Source organism: Methylobacter sp. Wu1, assembly GCF_036553575.1.
Classification (GTDB): domain Bacteria; phylum Pseudomonadota; class Gammaproteobacteria; order Methylococcales; family Methylomonadaceae; genus Methylobacter.
In genome coordinates, this window is sequence record NZ_JAZHOC010000053.1 from 42,981 (window position 1) to 61,628 (window position 18,648).

The window sequence follows — 18,648 nt, forward strand, 5'->3', positions numbered from 1 at the left end:
GCCGCAGCGGCTTTCATAAATGGGAAGTAATCAATGAAAAACAGTTTGATGTCAAGCAGGGAAAGCTGGTCACTGTTTACCGATGCAAGCGGTGCGCAAAAATCAAGTCCGAAGCGCTTTGAGTTCTCCTAAGACTAACCTTTTCATGTTCAAACCTTTATTGCGACAATATGACTGTTTAGCGCCCCATTATGCCGCCTCGGATAATGGGATTCTGGAAAAACATTACCAGGAGCTGGTTGTTAAACGTCATATCCAGAATGATGATGCTCAAGTGGAAGTCTTGGGTCATTTGCAGCAGTTGCTGGACACCCTCTTGGAAAAAGCCGATTACGACAGCAAACTGACGCTGGGGAAACTGCTTTCAGCCAAGCCTGAGCAAGGCAAAAGCCTTTACATATTCGGCGACGTCGGCAGGGGTAAATCCATGCTGATGGATTTCTTTTTTCAAGCCTGTCCGATCAAACAGAAGCGGCGTGTTCACTTTCATGCCTTTATGCAGGAAGTTCACCATCTTATCCATCAATGGCGGCAATCCCACGATGGCGATCCGATTCCCGCATTGGCAAGACATATTCGAAAATCTACGCTGCTGTTATGTTTCGATGAGTTTACTGTCAATGATATCGCCGATGCCATGATGCTGGCACGCTTATTTAAACAGTTGTTTAAAAAAGGTGTCATTATGGTCGCTACATCCAATTACCATCCCGATGCGCTTTATAAAGACGGCCTGCAACGGGAGCTGTTCCTGCCGTTTATTGCCTTGCTTAAGCAATCCGCTGAAATTCTGGAGCTGGTAGCTAAAGAAGATTACCGTTTGACGCACCTCAAGGCGTTATCGACTACTTTCCATGCCTCGCTTGGCGAGTCAGGAAATGCGTTTCTGCGGCAAAGCTACAACCACCTGACCAATAGCGCTGCAACGGAACCCTTAGTTTTGCAAGTGCAGGGCCGAAAGGTTCATTTTTCGGCGGCGCATGGCGATATTCTGTTTACCTCGTTCAGAGAGCTTTGCGGCAGACCGCTAGGCGCAGCCGATTATCTGGCGATTGCCCGGGAATTCAATACCTTGCTGATTTCGGATATCCCCAGATTTTCCTTGGAAAACAAGGACGAAGCGAAACGCTTCGTGATCCTGATCGATGTACTCTACGAACATAACGTGAAACTGATCTGCACTGCCGCGGCGTCTGTTGATCAGCTTTGTACAGATCACGGGGCTTTTGAATTCAAGCGGACCCAATCAAGGCTGGTCGAGATGCAAACGGAAAGGTATCTGAGCGAAGGGCGGATGTCTGCCTAAGGCTGGTATTCAGAACGGAAGTACGGATGCCAGGAGCGACTGGTTGGTCACTCCTGGATGCCTTTTCCAATAAGAGTTAATAAACGTCTCTGACGTAACGTTTGTCTTTTTTCAGTTGATTGACATAATCGATGGCCTGCTGTTCCGACATTTTCCCATGTTCGGCAATCACGTCATGCAGTGCTTTATCGACATCCTTGGCCATGTGGTAGGCATCGCCGCAGACGAAGAAATAACCGCCCTGTTCCAGCCAGGCAAACAACTCGGAGCCGTTTTCACGCATGCGGTCCTGCACATAAACCTTTTCTTTTTGGTCTCTGGAAAATGCCAGATCCAATCGGGTCAGCAAGCCTTTTTGCTGCATGGCTTCCAGTTCTTCACGGTAGATAAAATCGGTGGCGGAATTACGATCGCCGAAAAACAGCCAGTTTTTGCCGGGCGCATTTCTGTATTCGCGTTCCTGCAGGAAGGCTCGGAATGGCGCGATGCCGGTGCCGGGGCCGACCATGATCATCGGCAGACTGTTGTCGTCAGGTACTCTAAAGACTTTGTTAGGGGTAAAGAAGACTCGCACTTCGGTTTCGTCATCGATCAGATCAGCCAGAAAAGTCGAGCAGACGCCTTTATGCTGGCGGCCATGGCTTTCATAACGCACGCTGGCCACGGTCAAATGCACCGTGTCCGGATGCATTTTGCCGCTCGAGGAGATCGAGTAGGCGCGATGCTGCAGCGGTTTCAACAGGCTTATGAATTCGGCGGCCGAGAATTCCACCTGCGGGAATTGCAACAGTAAATCCAATATGTCGCGGCCCCATAAATAATCGGCCAGCTTATCCTTGTCGCCCGATTCCAGAATGCCGTTGAGCTCCTGATCGCCTGAACGGCTGGCAATCTCTTCAATGAATTCCTTGCTGGGCAGTTTGATTTCGAATTGCGTGCGCAGTGCTTCATGCAAAGCGATGGATTCACCGTTGACCGGTTCGTCTTCATCACCCTTGCAGCCGAGCGCAGTGAGAATGTCGGCGACCAGTTTGGGGCAGTTGGTCGGTGCCACGCATAAGGCATCGCCGGCTTCGTAGCTTAACCCGGAACCGGTAATGGAAATCTCGTAATGCCGTGTTTCTTTTGATGACGACTCGGCCGTCAGAAGCCGGTTAACAAGCATTCTGGCCGGGAACGGATTTTTTCGGTTGTATTGAGGCTTTTCTGCATGGCCTGCTTCGACATCGACAATCACCGTAGGCGATGCTGCCCCTTCGGCCATGTGTGGAATAACGGTGCTGATCCAGTTCGATGCCGGTTCTTCAAAATCGACGTCGCAGTCAGTGCGGTCATAAATGCGCGTTGCACCCAGTTCGGCCAATCTTCTATCCCAGTCTATGCCCGCTTTACAGAATAAGTCGTAGCTGGTGTCGCCCAGCGCCAGCACTGAGAATTTCATGTTATTGAGAGCAGGCGCTGAATCGGTGGAAACAGCCTGCCACAGCATTTGGGCGTTGTCGGGCATTTCGCCTTCGCCGTAGGTGCTGGTCACGATCAGCAGGTATTCCATGGAAGCGAGCTGGCTAATTTCAACCTCATCCATGCTTTTTATCAGAGGTTTCAAGCCATGTGTTTTCGCAACATTGGCGGCGTCATGCGCGATCGATTCGGCATTGCCGGTCTGGCTGCCGTACAAAATGTTGATGATGCGGGCATCGGCTTGGTTAGCAGTGCTGGCGCTTTGGATCATATGTGTATGCATGCCGGCAAAAAAGCCGCTAAGCCATGCGCGCTGACTATCGCTGTAAGGAGCGTCGAGTGGGATATGAGGTGTTTTCATTTGAGTTACTAACAAATCACTGTCTGTAGATCGGCCTCCCTTTTTAGAGGGGAGGCCGATGTGTTGTAAAAAGAATGGATTTAAGCGGGTTGCGCGCTCATCATGTCCTGGACGATGCTTAATCCGACGAGTCCGGCCAGATATTCTTCGATACAAGGAATGCCGGCCAACGCTTCTCTGTTGATTCTGTCCTGTTCAATAATCCAGGCAGTGGAGCCTATCGAGCAAATACTCTGTACGTCACGCAGGATTAGTGTCTTCTTGTAATCATTAAGGCGTTTGGCTGCCAGCAGGCAGGCAAGTTGGTCATCACTGTAATTGCTGTAAGCTTCGCGAGTGTTCTTGACCAATGCTTCCTGCAGTTTGCGCGGACGCTCCATGATCAGTTTGCGCGCAGCCTGCTCTATCTGGCTTTGAGTCTGCAATGCTTCAGGCAGATGCTTCAGCATGTCGCGGGCGCAGGACCGGGCTTTCTCAAACACGGAAAAACTGTTTACCAGCTTGAACATCAATGCTGTATCGGTTGTGCCGTAATCCGGAATCGCGCCGCCAAACAACGGTTGTGTTGTCTGGTACGCCCGTCTGACCTGCTCAACCTGTTCAGCCGCCAGTGCCAGCGACAATTCCTCGATCATTTCCTTGCGATCCAGCGATTGCTGCAAGTATTTGGCTGTCTGGGTTTTATAGAGCCATAACGGCAGCGTAAATTTGAAATGCGCGCGTTCGGTAGCCCAGTTATCGAGCAACCATCTGGCCCTGCTTGAGTTGGCATAGCTGGCATGCTGCTCGAGCATGGACAGAATGAACTGTTCATGAGCTCGGGCCGTATCGGTATCCTCGGTCAGGCGGTGCAGCTCCACGGACGAGCTGTCGTACAAGCTTTCCAGCCGGTCTTCCGGATCATACTGATAGGCATTGCCGCCGGACATGCCGTTGCAGAAACCTTTGCCGAACCCGCCTATATTCAACACGGCGCCGTTGATCATGTATTCGCAGGCGAAATCGCCCACGCCTTCGACGACCGCCATGGCGCCCGAGTTTCTAACCGCGAAGCGGTCGCCGGCTTCGCCGTTGACAAAGGCCTTGCCGCCGCTGGCGCCAAATAGGGCAAAGTTGCCGATCAGCACGTTATTGCCCGGTGTTTTAATGCCGCCGCCCGGCGATTCGATGACCAGTATGCCGCCGCAGGCCGATTTGCCGACGCCGTCGTTGCAGGTGCCGGTGTGCTCCATACGCATGCCGTCATTCATGAAGGCGGCGTAACTTTGCCCGGCTGAGCCGTGCGTGCGGATGATCACGCTGTCCGGCGCCAGATAACGGCGGCCGTGCTGGTTGGTGTAAATGATCCTGGAGCGGGAAACCTGTTCATCGCTGAGCTCATAGGCCAGCATGCGCTCTATGTCGATCGCTGCCTGTCCACCCACCGTTTTGTTGCGGTTGTTCAGTTTGAAATCGGCGCCTTCGATAATGAGTTGCTGTTTATTGCCGTCAATAATGTCGGTTTTAAACCGTTTGATAATGGCGTCATCAACGCTGAAGTCCGCTTCCAGGTAGATCGGGTTTTCAATTTTTACCTCGTTCGCTTGCGCAAGCAGGCGGGTCAGATCCAGCTGGCCGATCATGGCTTCGTGATTGATCAGGTGCAATAGCTCGGTTTTGCCGCGCAGTTCGCGCAGACTTCGGTAGCCTAATACGGCCAGTATTTCCCTGACTTCGTGAGCCAGATTCATGAAGTATTGGGCCAGTACGCGCGCATCGCCTTTGAACTCTTCATGCTCGGTGGTCAGGCCGGCCGGGCATTTGATATTGCAGTTCTTGGCCATGACGCAGCGCAGCATCATTAATGCCGTGGTACCGAATTCAAAGGAGTCGGCGCCTAAAATAGCCGATTTAACGACGTCCAATCCGCTTTGATGGGCAGCACTGCAACGCAACACGACTTTGTCGCGCAGACCGTTGACGGCCAGTGCCTGATGCACTTCGGCGATGCCGATTTCAGGCGAGCGGCCGGTGTTTTTCAGGCTGGTTACGGCTGCCGCGCCGGTACCGCCGGTATTGCCGGCTACGTTGATCACGTCGGCTCCGGCTTTGGCGACGCCGACGGCAATCGTACCGATGCCTTCCGATGATACCAGCTTGACGCCGACTTTTACGCGTGCAGCCTTGGCATCATGAATCAATTGCCCCAAATCTTCGATAGAGTAGGTATCGTGATGCGGCGGCGGGCTGACCAGCTCCACTTTGGGCGTGCCGCCGCGCAGAGCGGCAATTTCAACCGAGACTTTGGGCGCAGGCAGCTGACCGCCTTCGCCCGGTTTTGCGCCCTGGCCGATCTTGATTTCAATCTCCTGGATATTAGGGTCGGCCAGATAGCCGGCCCAGACGCCAAAACGGCCTGACGCGAATTGTTTGATTTTGCTCGAACGCAGCGTGTTGAAACGGCTGGAATGCTCGCCGCCTTCGCCGGAGTTGCTGAGCGCACCGACAATGTTCGTGCCCTGGGCGACCGCTTCGTGTGCTTCTGCCAGCAAAGCGCCGTGACTCATCGCGCCGGAGGCCAGGGTCGCGGTGACTTCATGAGCCGGTTGTACATCGGTCAAGGCAATCGGATCGCGCGCGCTCTGGGTGGACGATAAATAGTTAGCCAGAAGGCTATCAGTGTCGGCCACTTTGATATTTAGCGTATTGCCTATGGCAGTCGCACTGAATTCAGTATCGGCGAAGCGTTTTTTAAAGTGCTGCGACAGTTGCTCCAAACGCGCTTCGGATGAATTTTCAGTGAAGCTGATGCTGAAAGAAGCGTTGTCGGTTTGGTCGACCTTCAGGCCGCGGATCAAATAGTTGATATTGCCGTACAAACTCTGCCTGCCGAGAATGCGGTCGAAATCGGCAACGGTTTCGGCCGTGCTGACGTCAGCCGGAAAATCCATGATGTCGCGCAAGGCCGCCGGCCTGGATTCGCGCTCAAGGTACAGGTTTTTGGTAAAGCTGCGATAAGCCGGCGTGATGCCGAAGGCGTCGATTTGTTCCGGCGTGCGCTTGTCATAGCCGAAATCGGCGTAGGCCGTGTCGCTGGCGACGGGTGATTTATCCTGTGGGATATACAGAATCTCCTCATCGGTCATGTTGATATATTCCCTGACCGCGGTATTGCCGAAGCTGTGGCCGGCGCCGTCCTGGCGCTCTTTGAATAGTCCGAGGAATGGGATGTCTTTTTCCTCGTGCACAGACAGTGCTTTTTGATGCCATTCTGTCGCGCTGGCCGCGATATTGGCATAACGCGCCCCTCCGACGGCTGCATGGATGTTTGGAAAGTAAGGGCGCAGCTTGGGCTCATTGGTATCCAGATAGTTGGATTCGAAGAATTCCCCGCCGATATAGCTTTCCACGGTGCATAGGCCAAATTTGCCCATGGTTTTCATGAGCGATTTTTCAGCAGCTTTCTGGAAATTGTACAGTGCTTTTTGCCGCTCATCCGCTGCATAATGGCTGAGCACGCGGTTATGCACGCTGATAGGGCAGACCGCTGAAGCGCCGAAGCCTAGGATCGTGGCGATATCATGCGAGCTGGCTGCCTGTCCGGTTTCTGCGATCAACGATGAATTAAAGCGCAGGCCGTGTTTAACCAGATGCTGGTTGGCGGCCGCAATCATCAGTAGGGCCGGAATGGCGGCTTTGTCCTTACCGATGTTGGCGTCGCTCAGGATGATGATGCCGGTGTTTTTTCGTGCGGCATTCTCAACCTGCTCGCAGACGGCCAGTAACGCCGCTTCCAGAGAGTCTTCGTTGCGCTTCGCGTCATTGAAGTCAGGCGTATACAGCATATCCAGCGTGGCGACGCTGACCGCTGCTTGTCTGCGGATCTGTTCCAGCTGGGTGCGCTGCAGAATCGGCGAGTCGATAACGAGCTGCTTGCTGTACTCATCGGAAAAGGTCGGCTTCGCGCCCAGGGCAACGCGCAAGGTCATGCCGTCGCTCTCTCTGAGCGAATCGAGCGGCGGATTAGTGACCTGCGCGAAGCGTTGGCTGAAATAGCGCGACATGCCGCCTTCCGTGCCGGCCAGCGCATTAGGCGCGACGCCGTAGCCCATGGCCGATATTTTTTCCATGCCGGTGGCCAGCATCGGATCAAGCAGGAATCTGAAGCTTTCCTGGTTGAGCGAGTAAGCCGTGTGCCGCTGGTCTATCGTGAAGGAATACGCGTCATTAATTTCGGACAACTCGACTTTCGGCAGTTCCGACATGTGGATGCAGCGCTGCGCCAGTAAGGCCTGATAGTTCTGCTCCTGAGCCAGGCACTCCATAATCTGATGGGTGTTGTAAGCTTCGCCGGTGCTGTGATCAAAGCAGATCATGCCGCCCGCCTCGATGCGCCCGCGTTTCAGGACTGACTTGGGCGGAAAATCAATCTGCCCGGCTTCTGACATGACGGCCAGATAGTCTTCGGTTTCAACCGTGCGCAAAGGGCGCAGGCCGAGACGGTCCAAGCGCGCGCCGACGCGTATGCCGTCGCTGAAAACCAGGGCTGCCGGGCCGTCGTTCTTTTCTTCATACAGGCTGAAATATTCCAGCATGGCGCGCACTTGCGGCGACAGCGTCGTATCGTTTTCCCAGGCAGGCGGCATCATCGCCAGCACCGCTGTGACGATATTGAGATTGTCTTCGTTGATGCGGCGCGTCAGGGTTTGGTCCAGGCGGCCGGAGTCCGACTGGCCGCACGGGAACACGATGTGCTTGTTGTGCTGGCGCGCGATGGCGTTTTCGCTCAAGCGGTTTTTCTTGTCGGTGTTCAGCTCGCCGTTATGGGCCATGTAACGGAATGGCTGTGCCATCAGTGCGGCCGGGGCTGTGTTGGTTGAAAACCGGGTATGGAAAAACAGCGTGTTGATTTCGTGATCCTTGTCGCGCAGGTCTATGAAGTATGGAATGACCTCAAAAGAGTTGAGCCGGCCCTTATAAACCTGTGTGCGCGAGCTCATGGACAGAGGATAAAAGCCGTTCAGCTCTAGGCGCGAGAATCCTTCGACTTCGATGGCCAGCAGGGCGGCTTGGATGTGTTTTTCAAACTGATCATGCGTGGCGGCCTTCAAACTGTCCGGTCGCCCGAAAATCACCTGCTTGATAGGCAGCTGCGCTTTGATCGAGGCGGGATTGAGTACGGTTTTGTCAACCGGTACATCACGCCATTGGATTATGGGTAAATTGAATTCCTTGAAGTGGCGGTCAATAAGCTCTTTGGCTGTGGAATCATAATATTCATGATTTTCCGGGAAAAAAAAATTGGCTACACCAAAGTGGCCGAGTTCCAGGCTATCGATGCCGGTGATCTTGCGAAAAAACTTCAAGGATAAGTCAATGTTAACGCCGGCGCCGTCGCCAATTCCTTCTGCACTCATGCCGCCGCGGTGCGGAATGGTACAAAGCGCTTCATGGGATTTAATCAGCAGGTCGTGAGTTTGTATGCTCTTTTTGTGGGTAATAAAGCCCACGCCGCAGCTATCCTGCGACAGTTCATCGTTATACAGCATTTGTCTTTTACTACCTAATCGGGAATTTTCAGTCATTTTCCAGCCCGCTCTAATCATGCTGCCGCAAAGACAGCGTTTATAGTTCGTTTTTTGTTTCAATGCGTGTTAGAGTCTGATAATTAAATATTAATTCAGACAGACGCATTGAAACTGCTAAGAAATATTTAGAATAAATTTCGTCCGGCGAAACCTTTTTATAGTAACACGAAATATTGAAAACTCTAGCATTTTATTTTTGCCAAGTTGTGGAAATTCAGGTTGTATTAATATAGTTGATTGATATGAAAGAGAATTTTGATGTCGTAATCGTGGGCGGCGGTATGGTGGGGGCGGCCTTGGCTTGCAGCCTGGGAGGTAGCTTGTTGAGAGTGGCTGTAATAGAGAGCGCGCTGCCACAGGACTTTTCTGCCGATCAGCCGCATGATTTAAGGGTTTCGGCGCTCAGTATTGCATCGAAAAACATCCTTGAGGCGGTCGGCGCCTGGCGGGGCGTCACCAGTCGCAGGCTTTGCCCGTTCCGGCGCATGCGCGTCTGGGAGACTGCCGGCGATACGGAATTTTGCAGCGATGATATCGGTCATTCGGAGCTGGGCTATATCGTTGAGAATCGTGTGACGCAGCTGGCTTTATTGGACCGTCTGCGCGATTTCGATAACATCGAACTGATCTGTCCTGCCGCGATTAACAGAATCAGTTATTCAGCCGAGAGTCAAAATGATCATTCCGAACTGGAATTGACTGATGGGCGCCTGCTGTCGGCAAAAGTGCTGGTTGCAGCAGACGGCGGGCAATCCAGGGTCAGGCAGGCTGTGGGCTTGGGGGTGACAAGCTGGGATTATAAGCAGCATGCCCTGGTCATTTATATTGAGACGGATTATGGGCAGCAGGATATCACCTGGCAGCGTTTTGTGCCTAGCGGGCCGCAGGCGTTTTTGCCGTTGACGGGGCATTATGGCTCCATAGTCTGGTACAACTCGCCGGATGAAGTGTCTCGATTAAAAGCATTGCCTCATGAGGAACTGATGGCCGAGCTGGCGGCTGCGTTTCCTGACTGTCTCGGCAAGGTTAAGGGGGTTCTCGGTACAGCCAGTTTTCCTTTAAAGCGTCAGCATGCGCAGGACTACGTCAAGCCCGGCGTTGTTCTGGTCGGCGATGCGGCGCATATGATCAATCCGCTGGCTGGGCAGGGGGTGAACATCGGTCTATTGGATGCGGCCGCGTTGGGCGAGGTTTTGATTGAGGCGCAGAAGCAGGGGCAGGCTATTGATGATATAGCCGTTCTAAAGCGCTACGAAAAGTTGCGGCGCAGCGAAAACCTCAGAATGATGACGGTTATGGATGTTTTTTATCGCGTGTTCAGTAACGAAATATTGCCGGTCAAGTTCTTACGTAACCTGGGCCTGGGGCTGGCCGAGCGACTTTCGCCGGCAAAAAACAAAGTCATGCGCATGGCAATGGGCTTGGATGGCAGTCTTCCCAAGCTCGCCAAGGGGCAGCCGATCGTTTGAGCTGTCGGGTTTTATTGTTTTCAGAAAACGGTTGCGCCATTTCATTGGCTTGAGCCTGCCGTGGACACAGGAATTGAATGGGCGCTGATCAGTAGCTATTGGCGCCATTCTTGTCTATTTCACAACCCTTTGCATGTCTTACTATAAATCGCGGATTAAGTGACACATTTTGATGGCTCATGCGTTTTGCGGCGCACTGTCACATACTTGGATGCGATCTTGGTGGTCCTGAACGCTAATTGCAGACAGGCTTGACGAACTTTTTTTCGTTTTGTGACGGAGCTTGTGTTGCGCTATCGACTTCCGTCTTATAGAAATGACAGGTTTCATAAGATTTTCTCTCAAAAAATCCTTTCGACTTGGTTATTGCATCAATTCGCGAATTAATGTGATGCAGTTCATGTTGTTGATAAAAAAAGTAATTAAGCGGCCGCTCCATCTGGTTCTTGCGTTGTTTTAGGCTAGAATTTACCAATCAATTTATTGAGTACCGAAGCAATGCGTAAAAAAATTTATCCCAAAATTTCAAAGCCGCTTTCAGCGATTGTCGCCAATGAGGATGGCGTGCATTTAAACGTTTTGGCGCTGGAGACCTGTAGCGCGGAGATCTCTATTCAGTGTGACATCAGGCAGCGCAATGTCATGACGCCGGGCGGCAGTTATGTGCGCGGCGGCAGGCCGGTGGAACTGTCCATTAGTCTGGAGTTGCCCGATGAAAACGGGCAGATGTCGCCTATAGCGGCGCGTTGCCATATTGCCTATTCGCGGCGGGTTTCCAGAGATCTCTGCAAGATCGGCATGCGCTATGTCGATATGGGAAAAAATGACTATAACCGGCTGATCCAATTTATCGAAAAAGCGCTGGCTTCCAGCAATGGCTTTGCCTATTGATCGGCTTGGGCTGTTTTTAATCGCTGCCGGTTTCCAGCATTTTAAGAATTTCCCTGCGTATTTGCTCCTGCTTGGATGGGTCGGTGATAGGCTGTAATTGCTGGTCGGTTATATAAAACATGTCCTCGGCGCGGCTGCCGATCGTGGTTATTTTTGCGCTGTACAGATGGATGCGCTGCTGTATAAAAGCCTGGCCTATTTTTGATAAGAGGCCGGCGCGGTCAGTCGTTATCAGTTCTATGATGGTGTGCCTGTTTAAAGGGTCTGCATGAAACCGAATGCTAGTCTGGATAGGGAAGTGCTTGGCCTGCCTTGACTGGCGACGGATATTCTTGTGTTTTTTGACTTCCCGGTGCAGCAGGTTGTGGCGCAGTGCCGTGCAGATATGGACTTCCCTGAATGGTTCGTCAATAGGCTCTCCTGACTGCTCCAGCACCTGGAAACTGTTGAGTACATAATTGTCCGATGTGGTCATGATTCTGGCATCCAGAATCGTAAGCCCCAGTTGGTCCAATGTTGCCGTGCTTATTGAAAAAACGGCCTCTTCATTTTTCGTATAAATGAAGACTTCCGCGCTGCCTCGCTGGGTTTGCGGGCGCAGCAGCACCAAAGGCAGTTCGTCTTCGTTGGATGAAGCGATGGCGATAGTATGCCAGGCTATCTCATCCGCCGAATATCTCAGGAAATAATCGTCGCTGGCATGCTTCCAGGATTTGAAAATAACCGGTTCCGGTATGCCGAGCTTGATCAGTTCGTCTTTGGCTTCTTTTTTGTTTTCGAGCAGCCGGTCTTCCAGCGCAACCGGGTTTTCCAGTCCTCTCTGCAAGGCGCTGTGCGTTATTGAATAAAGCTCCTGGAGCAAAGCATCTTTCCAGGAGTTCCACAGTTCCGGGTTGGTGGCGCGAATATCTGCCACGGTCAGTAAATACAAGTAATTCAGATATTCGATGCTGCCCACTTGCTGAGCGAATTCGTGGATGATATCGGGGTCGCCGATGTCTTTGCGCTGGGCGGTCATCGACATGATCAAGTGGTTGCGGACCAGCCAGGTGATCAGCTTGGTGTCATGCTGTGAGAGATCGTGCTGGATGCAGAATTGCCTGGCGATTTCTTCGCCGATCACGGAATGGTCGCCATTTCGTCCTTTAGCGATGTCATGGAACAGAGCGGCAATATACAGGATCTCCGGCTTGGAAATCAGAAGAAAGATATCGTTGCAAAAAGGGAGTTCGTCAATGTGTTTTTCCAATGCAAACCGGCGCAAGTTGCTTATTACGAAAATCGTATGCTCATCCACTGTATAGATGTGAAACAAGTCATATTGCATGCGCGCGACAATATTGGCAAAGCCAGGTACATAGGCGCCTAATACCCCGTAGCGGTTCATTCGTCTTAATTGATGGGTAATGCCGCGCGGTTGGCGAAATATTTCCATGAACAGGCGGTTGGCTGTTTTATTCTTGCGAAAAGCCTCGTCAATCAGGTACAGGTTCTTGCGGATCAGGCGGATGGTGGTTGCCCTGATGCCTTTAAGTGAGGAGTTTTGCTGCAGAATCAGAAAAATTTCCAGCAGAGACGTCGGCTCTTGCTCAAAAATAGTGTCTTCGGTCGCTTCAAGATAGCCATTGATAACGGAAAATTTGGCATTAAAAGGCAGTGGCCTATAGACGGCTTCTCCGCAAACGAAGCGTTCATTAAACAATTGCAGCAACATTTCATTCAGCCGCTCGAGCCCGAGTACCGTTTTGAAATAAAACTGCATAAACTGTTCGACATCCTGATTGTAGGTCCGGTCTTCCGAGCTAAAGCCGAACTGTTTGGCAAGGTCGCGTTGATAATCAAAAATCAGTCGGTCTTCGCCGCGATTGGTCAGCAGATGCAGTGCATAACGGATGCGCCAGAGTATATCGAGGGCGGCAACCAGTTCCGAATATTCGGATTCCGGCAGGAAGCCGTATTTGACCAGTTCCTTGAGCGTGGCCGAATTGTAATGACGCTTGAATACCCAGGCGATAATCTGCATGTCGCGCAATCCGCCCGGGCCCTCCTTGATGTTCGGTTCGAGGTTATAGGCGGTACAGTGGAATTTGGCGTTGCGCTGCCGCTGTTCTTCCATCTTGGCAATGAAAAACTGATCCGAGGGCCATATTTTGTCGGGCGTAGTGGCTTCTCTAAGCGCTTCGTAAAGGGCGATATTGCCGATGAGCAGGCGCATTTCCATCAGGCTGGTCATGATCGTCTGATCATCCTGTGCGGCTTTAATGCATTCCTCGATCGTGCGCACGCTTTGCCCGGGTTTTAAGCCGATATCCCACAGGAAAGTAAAGAAATTTGCCAATGCTTCCTGATAAGGCGAAGTGTCTTCCGACTCGAGCAAAACAACGATGTCAATGTCCGAATAGGGGAATAATTCCCGGCGGCCATAACCGCCTACGGCGATCAAACTCAGCGATTGGGCGTAATCGCCGAGGTAATGTTGCCAGCACAGGCTCAGGATTTTGTCGATGAAATCGGATTTTTCTTTAAGCAGCGCGGCAACCGAGCTGTGCGGATCGAATTTTTGCCTCAGTTCAGCGTCTTTTTGCTTCAGCAGTTGTTTGAACTGAAACAGGCTGTCTTTTTCTGTAAAGAGTGTAGGAAAGGTCAAATCATTCACATTTCTTCCTGGCGCAAAGTTAGGATTTCATAACCGGTGGCTGTGACAAGAATGGTGTGTTCCCATTGGGCGGACAAGCTTCGATCTTTAGTGACTGCAGTCCAGCCGTCGGCCAATACTTTGACATGGCGCTTGCCTAGATTGAGCATGGGCTCAATGGTTAAAATCATGCCGGCTTGCAGCGTTTCGCCTGTACCGGCTTTGCCATAATGCAGAACCTGTGGATCTTCATGGAATTTTTTGCCGATGCCGTGGCCGCAAAACTCTCTGACTACAGAAAAGTGATTGGCTTCGGCGTGTTTCTGTATGGCATGGCCTATATCGCCTAAGGTGGCGCCCGGCTTAACTTGCTCAATGCCCAGAAACATGGCTTCGCGAGTTGCATTCACCAGTCTTCGGGCGTGTTGGCTGACTTCCCCTACACAGAACATTTTACTGGTGTCGCCGTGGTAATCATCTTTTATAACCGTAATATCAATATTGACGATATCGCCCGATTTAAGTTTCTTTTCGCTGGGAATGCCGTGGCAGACCTGGTGATTAATGGATGTGCAAATGGATTTCGGGAAGCCGTGATAATTAAGCGGCGCAGGTATGGCTTTTTGCACGTCGACAATATAATCGTGGCAGATTTTGTCGAGTTGATCGGTGGTGACTCCCGGAACAACATAAGGCGCAATCATTTCCAAAACTTCGGCGGCCAGTCTTCCGGCGATACGCATTTTTTCAATTTCACTTTCGGTTTTAATGATTATGCTCATGGAGATGATTATTTGTATTTGCTAAGGTTGTTTGTGCCGGATAACAGATGAGGCAGGATAAAGGTCTAGTTTTGAAGGTTAGTCAGATTATGACATGCGAAGAGTTTAACAGAGATTGGCTTGTTGTAAAAAGCTAATTATGATATAAAGTTAAGTTCATTTTTGTATTAATACTCACACTTGTCGTCACGTTTGGCAGGGTGCTGGCTCAAGTTATTGCAGCTGGTTGCCAAGCGGGGTAAGTGGAGGCGTAACCCAACTCGGACAAATAGTCCGATTTTAGATCTTAGGAGAAATTAATGGCAGCAGTATCCATGCGTCAAATGCTTGAAGCGGGTGTTCATTTTGGACATCAAACCCGTTACTGGAACCCGAAAATGGCTAATTACCTGTTCGGAGCTCGTAACAAAATCCATATCATCAATTTGGAAAAAACGCTTCCGATGTTCAATGACGCCATGAATTATCTGGGTCAAATGTCCGCAAACAAAGGTACCATCCTGTTTGTCGGCACTAAAAAAGCAGCGCGCAAAGTTGTTGCGGAAGAAGCAAAACGTTGCGGCATGCCTTATGTCAACCATCGCTGGTTAGGCGGCATGCTGACCAATTTCAAAACTATCAAGAAATCAATCAATCGCCTGAAAGAACTGGAAGCGATGAAGACTGACGGCACGCTTTACCAACGGTTCAGCAAGAAAGAAGCGCTGGGCATGGAGCGTGAACTCGAAAAGCTCGAGCGCAGCCTGGGCGGTATCAAAGACATGAAAGGCATTCCTGATGTTATTTTCGTACTGGATGTCGGGTATGAGAAAAATGCAATCAGCGAAGCGAAGAAATTAGGCATTCCGGTAGTCGGCGTTGTTGATTCCAACAACTCACCGGAAAGAATCGATTACGTCATTCCTGGTAATGACGATTCAATTCGAGCGGTTTCACTATACTGTCAAAGCGTTTCTGCGGCTGTAATGGAAGCTAAAGCGGCAAGTCTGGATATGTCGGCAAAAGCCGATGACTTCGTTGAAGAAGCCTCAGCAACAGAATAATTCACTCCCTCATTTATAACAGGCAATGGCCTGTGTGAGTGAGGGTTCAGATCAAGAAAAAACGCCTCCTTATGGGGGCGTTTTTATAGTACGAACAGTGAGGAAAAATAATGAGTATTACTGCAGCAATGGTTAAGGAACTGCGCGAGAGAACCGGTTCCGGCATGATGGAATGCAAAAAAGCGTTAACAGAAGCCAATGGCGACATGGAACTGGCCATTGAGAACATGCGTAAATCCGGCTTAGCCAAAGCCGATAAAAAATCAGGCCGCACTGCCGCTGAAGGCGTTATCGGTATAAAGGTCAGCGATGATGCGAAAACAGCGGTTATGGTGGATGTTAACTGCGAAACCGATTTCGTTGCCAAAGGTGAAGATTTTGTTAACTTTGTCAACAATATAACAGCGGCTTTGTTGACTTCCGATGTTGAAACGGACGAGCAATTGCAGTCCATGAAATTGGCCGACGGCAGCGTTGTCGATGACGTGCGTCGCAGCTTGATTGCAAAATTGGGTGAAAATATTACCATTAGACGCTTTGTAAAGTACCATACAGAGCAAGGCGGTACTGCATCCTACCTGCATGGCAGCAAAATCGGCGTCATCGTTGAATTAGCAAAATCTGACAGCGAGTTAGGCAAAGATATCGCAATGCATATTGCCGCAAGCAAACCGGAATGTGTTTCTGAAGATCAAGTGCCTGCGGAACTGATTGAGAAAGAAAAAGAAATTTTCTCGGCTCAAGCGGCAGAAAGCGGAAAGCCGGCAGAAATCATCGAGAAAATGATTGGCGGCCGCATCAGCAAATTTTTGGCCGAAATCACTTTGCTGGGCCAGCCATTTGTTAAAGACGATAAAACTACCGTCGGCAAACTGGTCGCCTCAAAAGGCAACAGCGTTATTCGCTTCGCACGCTTTGAAGTAGGCGAAGGCATTGAAAAGAAAGAAGAAAACTTTGCCGAAGAGGTTATGGCTCAAGTTAGAGGCAGTTAAGAAAATTCCCCGGCTACCGGCCGGGGGACTTTGTGCTAATAAATATTAATACCCGGTTGAATATGACTAAGCTGATTTGCCAGAGAATTTTACTTAAATTAAGCGGTGAGGCGCTGATGAGCGAGACAGGCGGCAGTATCGATTCAGATATTGTCAAGCGTCTTGCCACGGAAATTAAAGATTTATGTGATGTAGGTATCCAGGTTGGCTTGGTCATAGGTGGCGGCAATATACTGCGCGGCGCTGACAAAGCTTCGGAAGGGCTGGACCGGGTGACCAGCGATCAGATGGGTATGCTGGCCACGGTCATCAATGCATTGGCCATGCAGGATGCACTCGAGCATTTAGGTCAGCAGGTTCGAGTCATGTCAGCCTTGAAAATCAATCAGGTATGCGAAGATTATATTCGCCGCCGGGCCGTGAGGCATTTGGAAAAAGGCCGCGTGGTGATTTTTGCAGCCGGAACGGGCAATCCCTTTTTTACCACCGATTCGGCAGCCAGCCTCAGAGCGATTGAAATCAACGCGCAACTGATGATTAAAGCGACTAAGGTCAAAGGCGTCTATTCGGCAGATCCTGAGAAAGTAAAAGATGCCGTATTTTATCCTCGATTAACGTATGATGAAGCCCTGGATCAGCGCCTGAACGTCATGGATGCGACTGCGCTGGTACTATGCAGGGACAATAATCTGCCGATGCGCGTCATGAATGTGTTTGAGAAAGGCGCCGTCATGAAACTGATGATGGGTGAAGAGATAGGGTCTCTTATTCAATGAGGAACATATAATGATAAGTGATATTCAACAGAATGCCGCAACCCGCATGGGCAAAAGCATAGAAGCGTTAAGGCATGAATTTTCAAAAATAAGAACGGGTAGGGCGCATCCGAGCCTATTGGAACAGATAACTGTTTCTTACTATGGTACAGAATCTTCGTTATCGCAGGTTGCCAATATTGCTGTTGAAGATGCACGTACTTTAACTATCACGCCATGGGAAAAGACCATGGTGCAGGCGATCGAAAAAGCGATTTTGAAGTCGGATCTCGGTTTGAACCCGAATACCACCGGCATGACTATCCGCATTCCATTGCCGCCGCTGACTGAAGAGCGCCGTCGCGATCTCGTTAAAGTGGTCAGGCATGAAGCGGAGAATGGCCGTGTGGCGATCAGAAATATTCGCCGTGATGCCAATTCGGAAATAAAGGACGCATTGAAGGAAAAAATGATTTCCGAAGATGAAGCGCGCGCTGCTGAAGAGAAAATCCAAAAATTGACCGATCAATATATCAAGGAAGTGGAAAAATTATTGGAAGCCAAAGAGGCAGATCTGCTGTCAATTTAACTGAGATTTAGCAATGTCAGCTGATGATTCCAACAGTTTAGAATCAGATAATAACAAGCCGCGCCATATCGCCATCATTATGGATGGCAATGGCCGCTGGGCACAGAAAAGATTTATGCCGCGCCCTATGGGGCATCAGGCCGGCGTCAAGGCCGTCAGAAAAGTCGTCGAATACTGCGCCAAACAGGAGATTGAGGTTTTATCCCTGTTCGCTTTCAGCAGCGAGAACTGGCGACGTCCGCAAGAAGAAGTTTCCATGCTGATGAGCTTGTTTATCACTACGCTGCAGCGGGAAATCGACAAACTGCACCGTAACGATATCCGCTTGCGGTTTATCGGCGACAGAACGGCATTTCCAGAAAAATTACAGGCTAAAATTGCCGAAGGAGAGGCGAGGACAAAGGACAACAAGGGCTTAACCCTTGTTGTGGCGGCAAACTACGGAGGTCGCTGGGATATGTGTCAGGCCTTCCGGAAAGTGGCTGAAAAAATAGCGGCCGGCGAACTGGAAAACCAGGAGATCAATGAAAAGCTGATCGAACGGTATTTATCCACTGCTGACCTGCCCGAGCCCGATCTGTTTATCAGAACAGGCGGCGAGCAACGTGTCAGTAATTTTCTGTTGTGGCAATTAGCCTATACGGAGCTGTATTTTACACCGACACTCTGGCCGGATTTCGACCAGGATTCAATTGAAGACGCTATTAAGAGCTTTAAAAGCCGGCAGCGGCGGTTTGGCCATACCGGGGAGCAGGTGCTTAATAAAGCCGTCACCTTCTAAATCTTAATAATCACAA

The 18,648-nt window shown here is 50.6% G+C and carries 12 protein-coding genes; 8 read left to right on the forward strand and 4 right to left on the reverse strand.

Features of this window, described 5'->3' with window-relative positions; genetic code table 11:
- Positions 1–145 precede the first annotated feature (145 nt).
- Positions 146–1,306: a cell division protein ZapE gene (zapE, locus tag V2P20_RS09860; protein WP_331818032.1), complete on the forward strand. Its 1,161-nt coding sequence runs from the start codon at positions 146–148 to the stop codon at positions 1,304–1,306.
- A gap of 76 nt (positions 1,307–1,382) precedes the next feature.
- Here zapE and V2P20_RS09865 read toward each other — a convergent pair whose 3' ends face one another.
- Positions 1,383–3,128, reverse strand: a complete 1,746-nt coding sequence (locus tag V2P20_RS09865; protein WP_331818033.1) for a sulfite reductase subunit alpha — start codon at positions 3,126–3,128, stop codon at positions 1,383–1,385.
- 80 nt (positions 3,129–3,208) lie between these two features.
- On the reverse strand, positions 3,209–8,692 hold the full coding sequence (locus V2P20_RS09870) for a glutamate synthase-related protein (protein ID WP_331818034.1): 5,484 nt from the start codon (positions 8,690–8,692) through the stop codon (positions 3,209–3,211).
- Between the two features lie 245 nt (positions 8,693–8,937).
- On the opposite strand from V2P20_RS09870, the gene V2P20_RS09875 reads away from it, so the two are divergent.
- A complete protein-coding gene (locus tag V2P20_RS09875; RefSeq protein ID WP_331818035.1) occupies positions 8,938–10,164 on the forward strand; it encodes a UbiH/UbiF/VisC/COQ6 family ubiquinone biosynthesis hydroxylase in 1,227 nt (408 codons plus the stop codon).
- A 498-nt stretch (positions 10,165–10,662) separates the two neighbouring features.
- Positions 10,663–11,055, forward strand: coding sequence for a PilZ domain-containing protein (locus V2P20_RS09880; protein ID WP_331818036.1), 393 nt, complete (start codon positions 10,663–10,665; stop codon positions 11,053–11,055).
- Positions 11,056–11,071: 16 nt separating this feature from the next.
- Here V2P20_RS09880 and glnD read toward each other — a convergent pair whose 3' ends face one another.
- Positions 11,072–13,711 (reverse strand): [protein-PII] uridylyltransferase, encoded by a 2,640-nt coding sequence (glnD, locus tag V2P20_RS09885; RefSeq protein ID WP_331818037.1) that lies wholly within the window; start codon positions 13,709–13,711, stop codon positions 11,072–11,074.
- The gene (gene map / locus V2P20_RS09890; protein ID WP_331818038.1) at positions 13,708–14,472 is read right to left on the reverse strand and encodes a type I methionyl aminopeptidase; all 765 of its coding nucleotides are present in this window, start codon (positions 14,470–14,472) and stop codon (positions 13,708–13,710) included. The genes glnD and map overlap by 4 nt, the downstream gene beginning before the upstream one ends.
- A gap of 299 nt (positions 14,473–14,771) precedes the next feature.
- On the opposite strand from map, the gene rpsB reads away from it, so the two are divergent.
- From rpsB to V2P20_RS09915, 5 genes are all read left to right on the forward strand, one after another.
- A complete protein-coding gene (rpsB, locus tag V2P20_RS09895) occupies positions 14,772–15,515 on the forward strand; it encodes a 30S ribosomal protein S2 (protein ID WP_194969052.1) in 744 nt (247 codons plus the stop codon).
- Between the two features lie 107 nt (positions 15,516–15,622).
- Entirely contained in the window at positions 15,623–16,507 is an 885-nt protein-coding gene (gene tsf, locus V2P20_RS09900; RefSeq protein ID WP_331818068.1) for a translation elongation factor Ts, read from the forward strand.
- A gap of 62 nt (positions 16,508–16,569) precedes the next feature.
- The gene (pyrH, locus tag V2P20_RS09905) at positions 16,570–17,283 is read left to right on the forward strand and encodes a UMP kinase (protein WP_194969050.1); all 714 of its coding nucleotides are present in this window, start codon (positions 16,570–16,572) and stop codon (positions 17,281–17,283) included.
- Between the two features lie 10 nt (positions 17,284–17,293).
- The gene (gene frr / locus V2P20_RS09910) at positions 17,294–17,851 is read left to right on the forward strand and encodes a ribosome recycling factor (protein WP_194969049.1); all 558 of its coding nucleotides are present in this window, start codon (positions 17,294–17,296) and stop codon (positions 17,849–17,851) included.
- A 13-nt stretch (positions 17,852–17,864) separates the two neighbouring features.
- Complete coding sequence (locus tag V2P20_RS09915; RefSeq protein ID WP_331818039.1) at positions 17,865–18,632, forward strand: isoprenyl transferase; 768 nt, start codon at positions 17,865–17,867, stop codon at positions 18,630–18,632.
- Positions 18,633–18,648 lie beyond the last annotated feature (16 nt).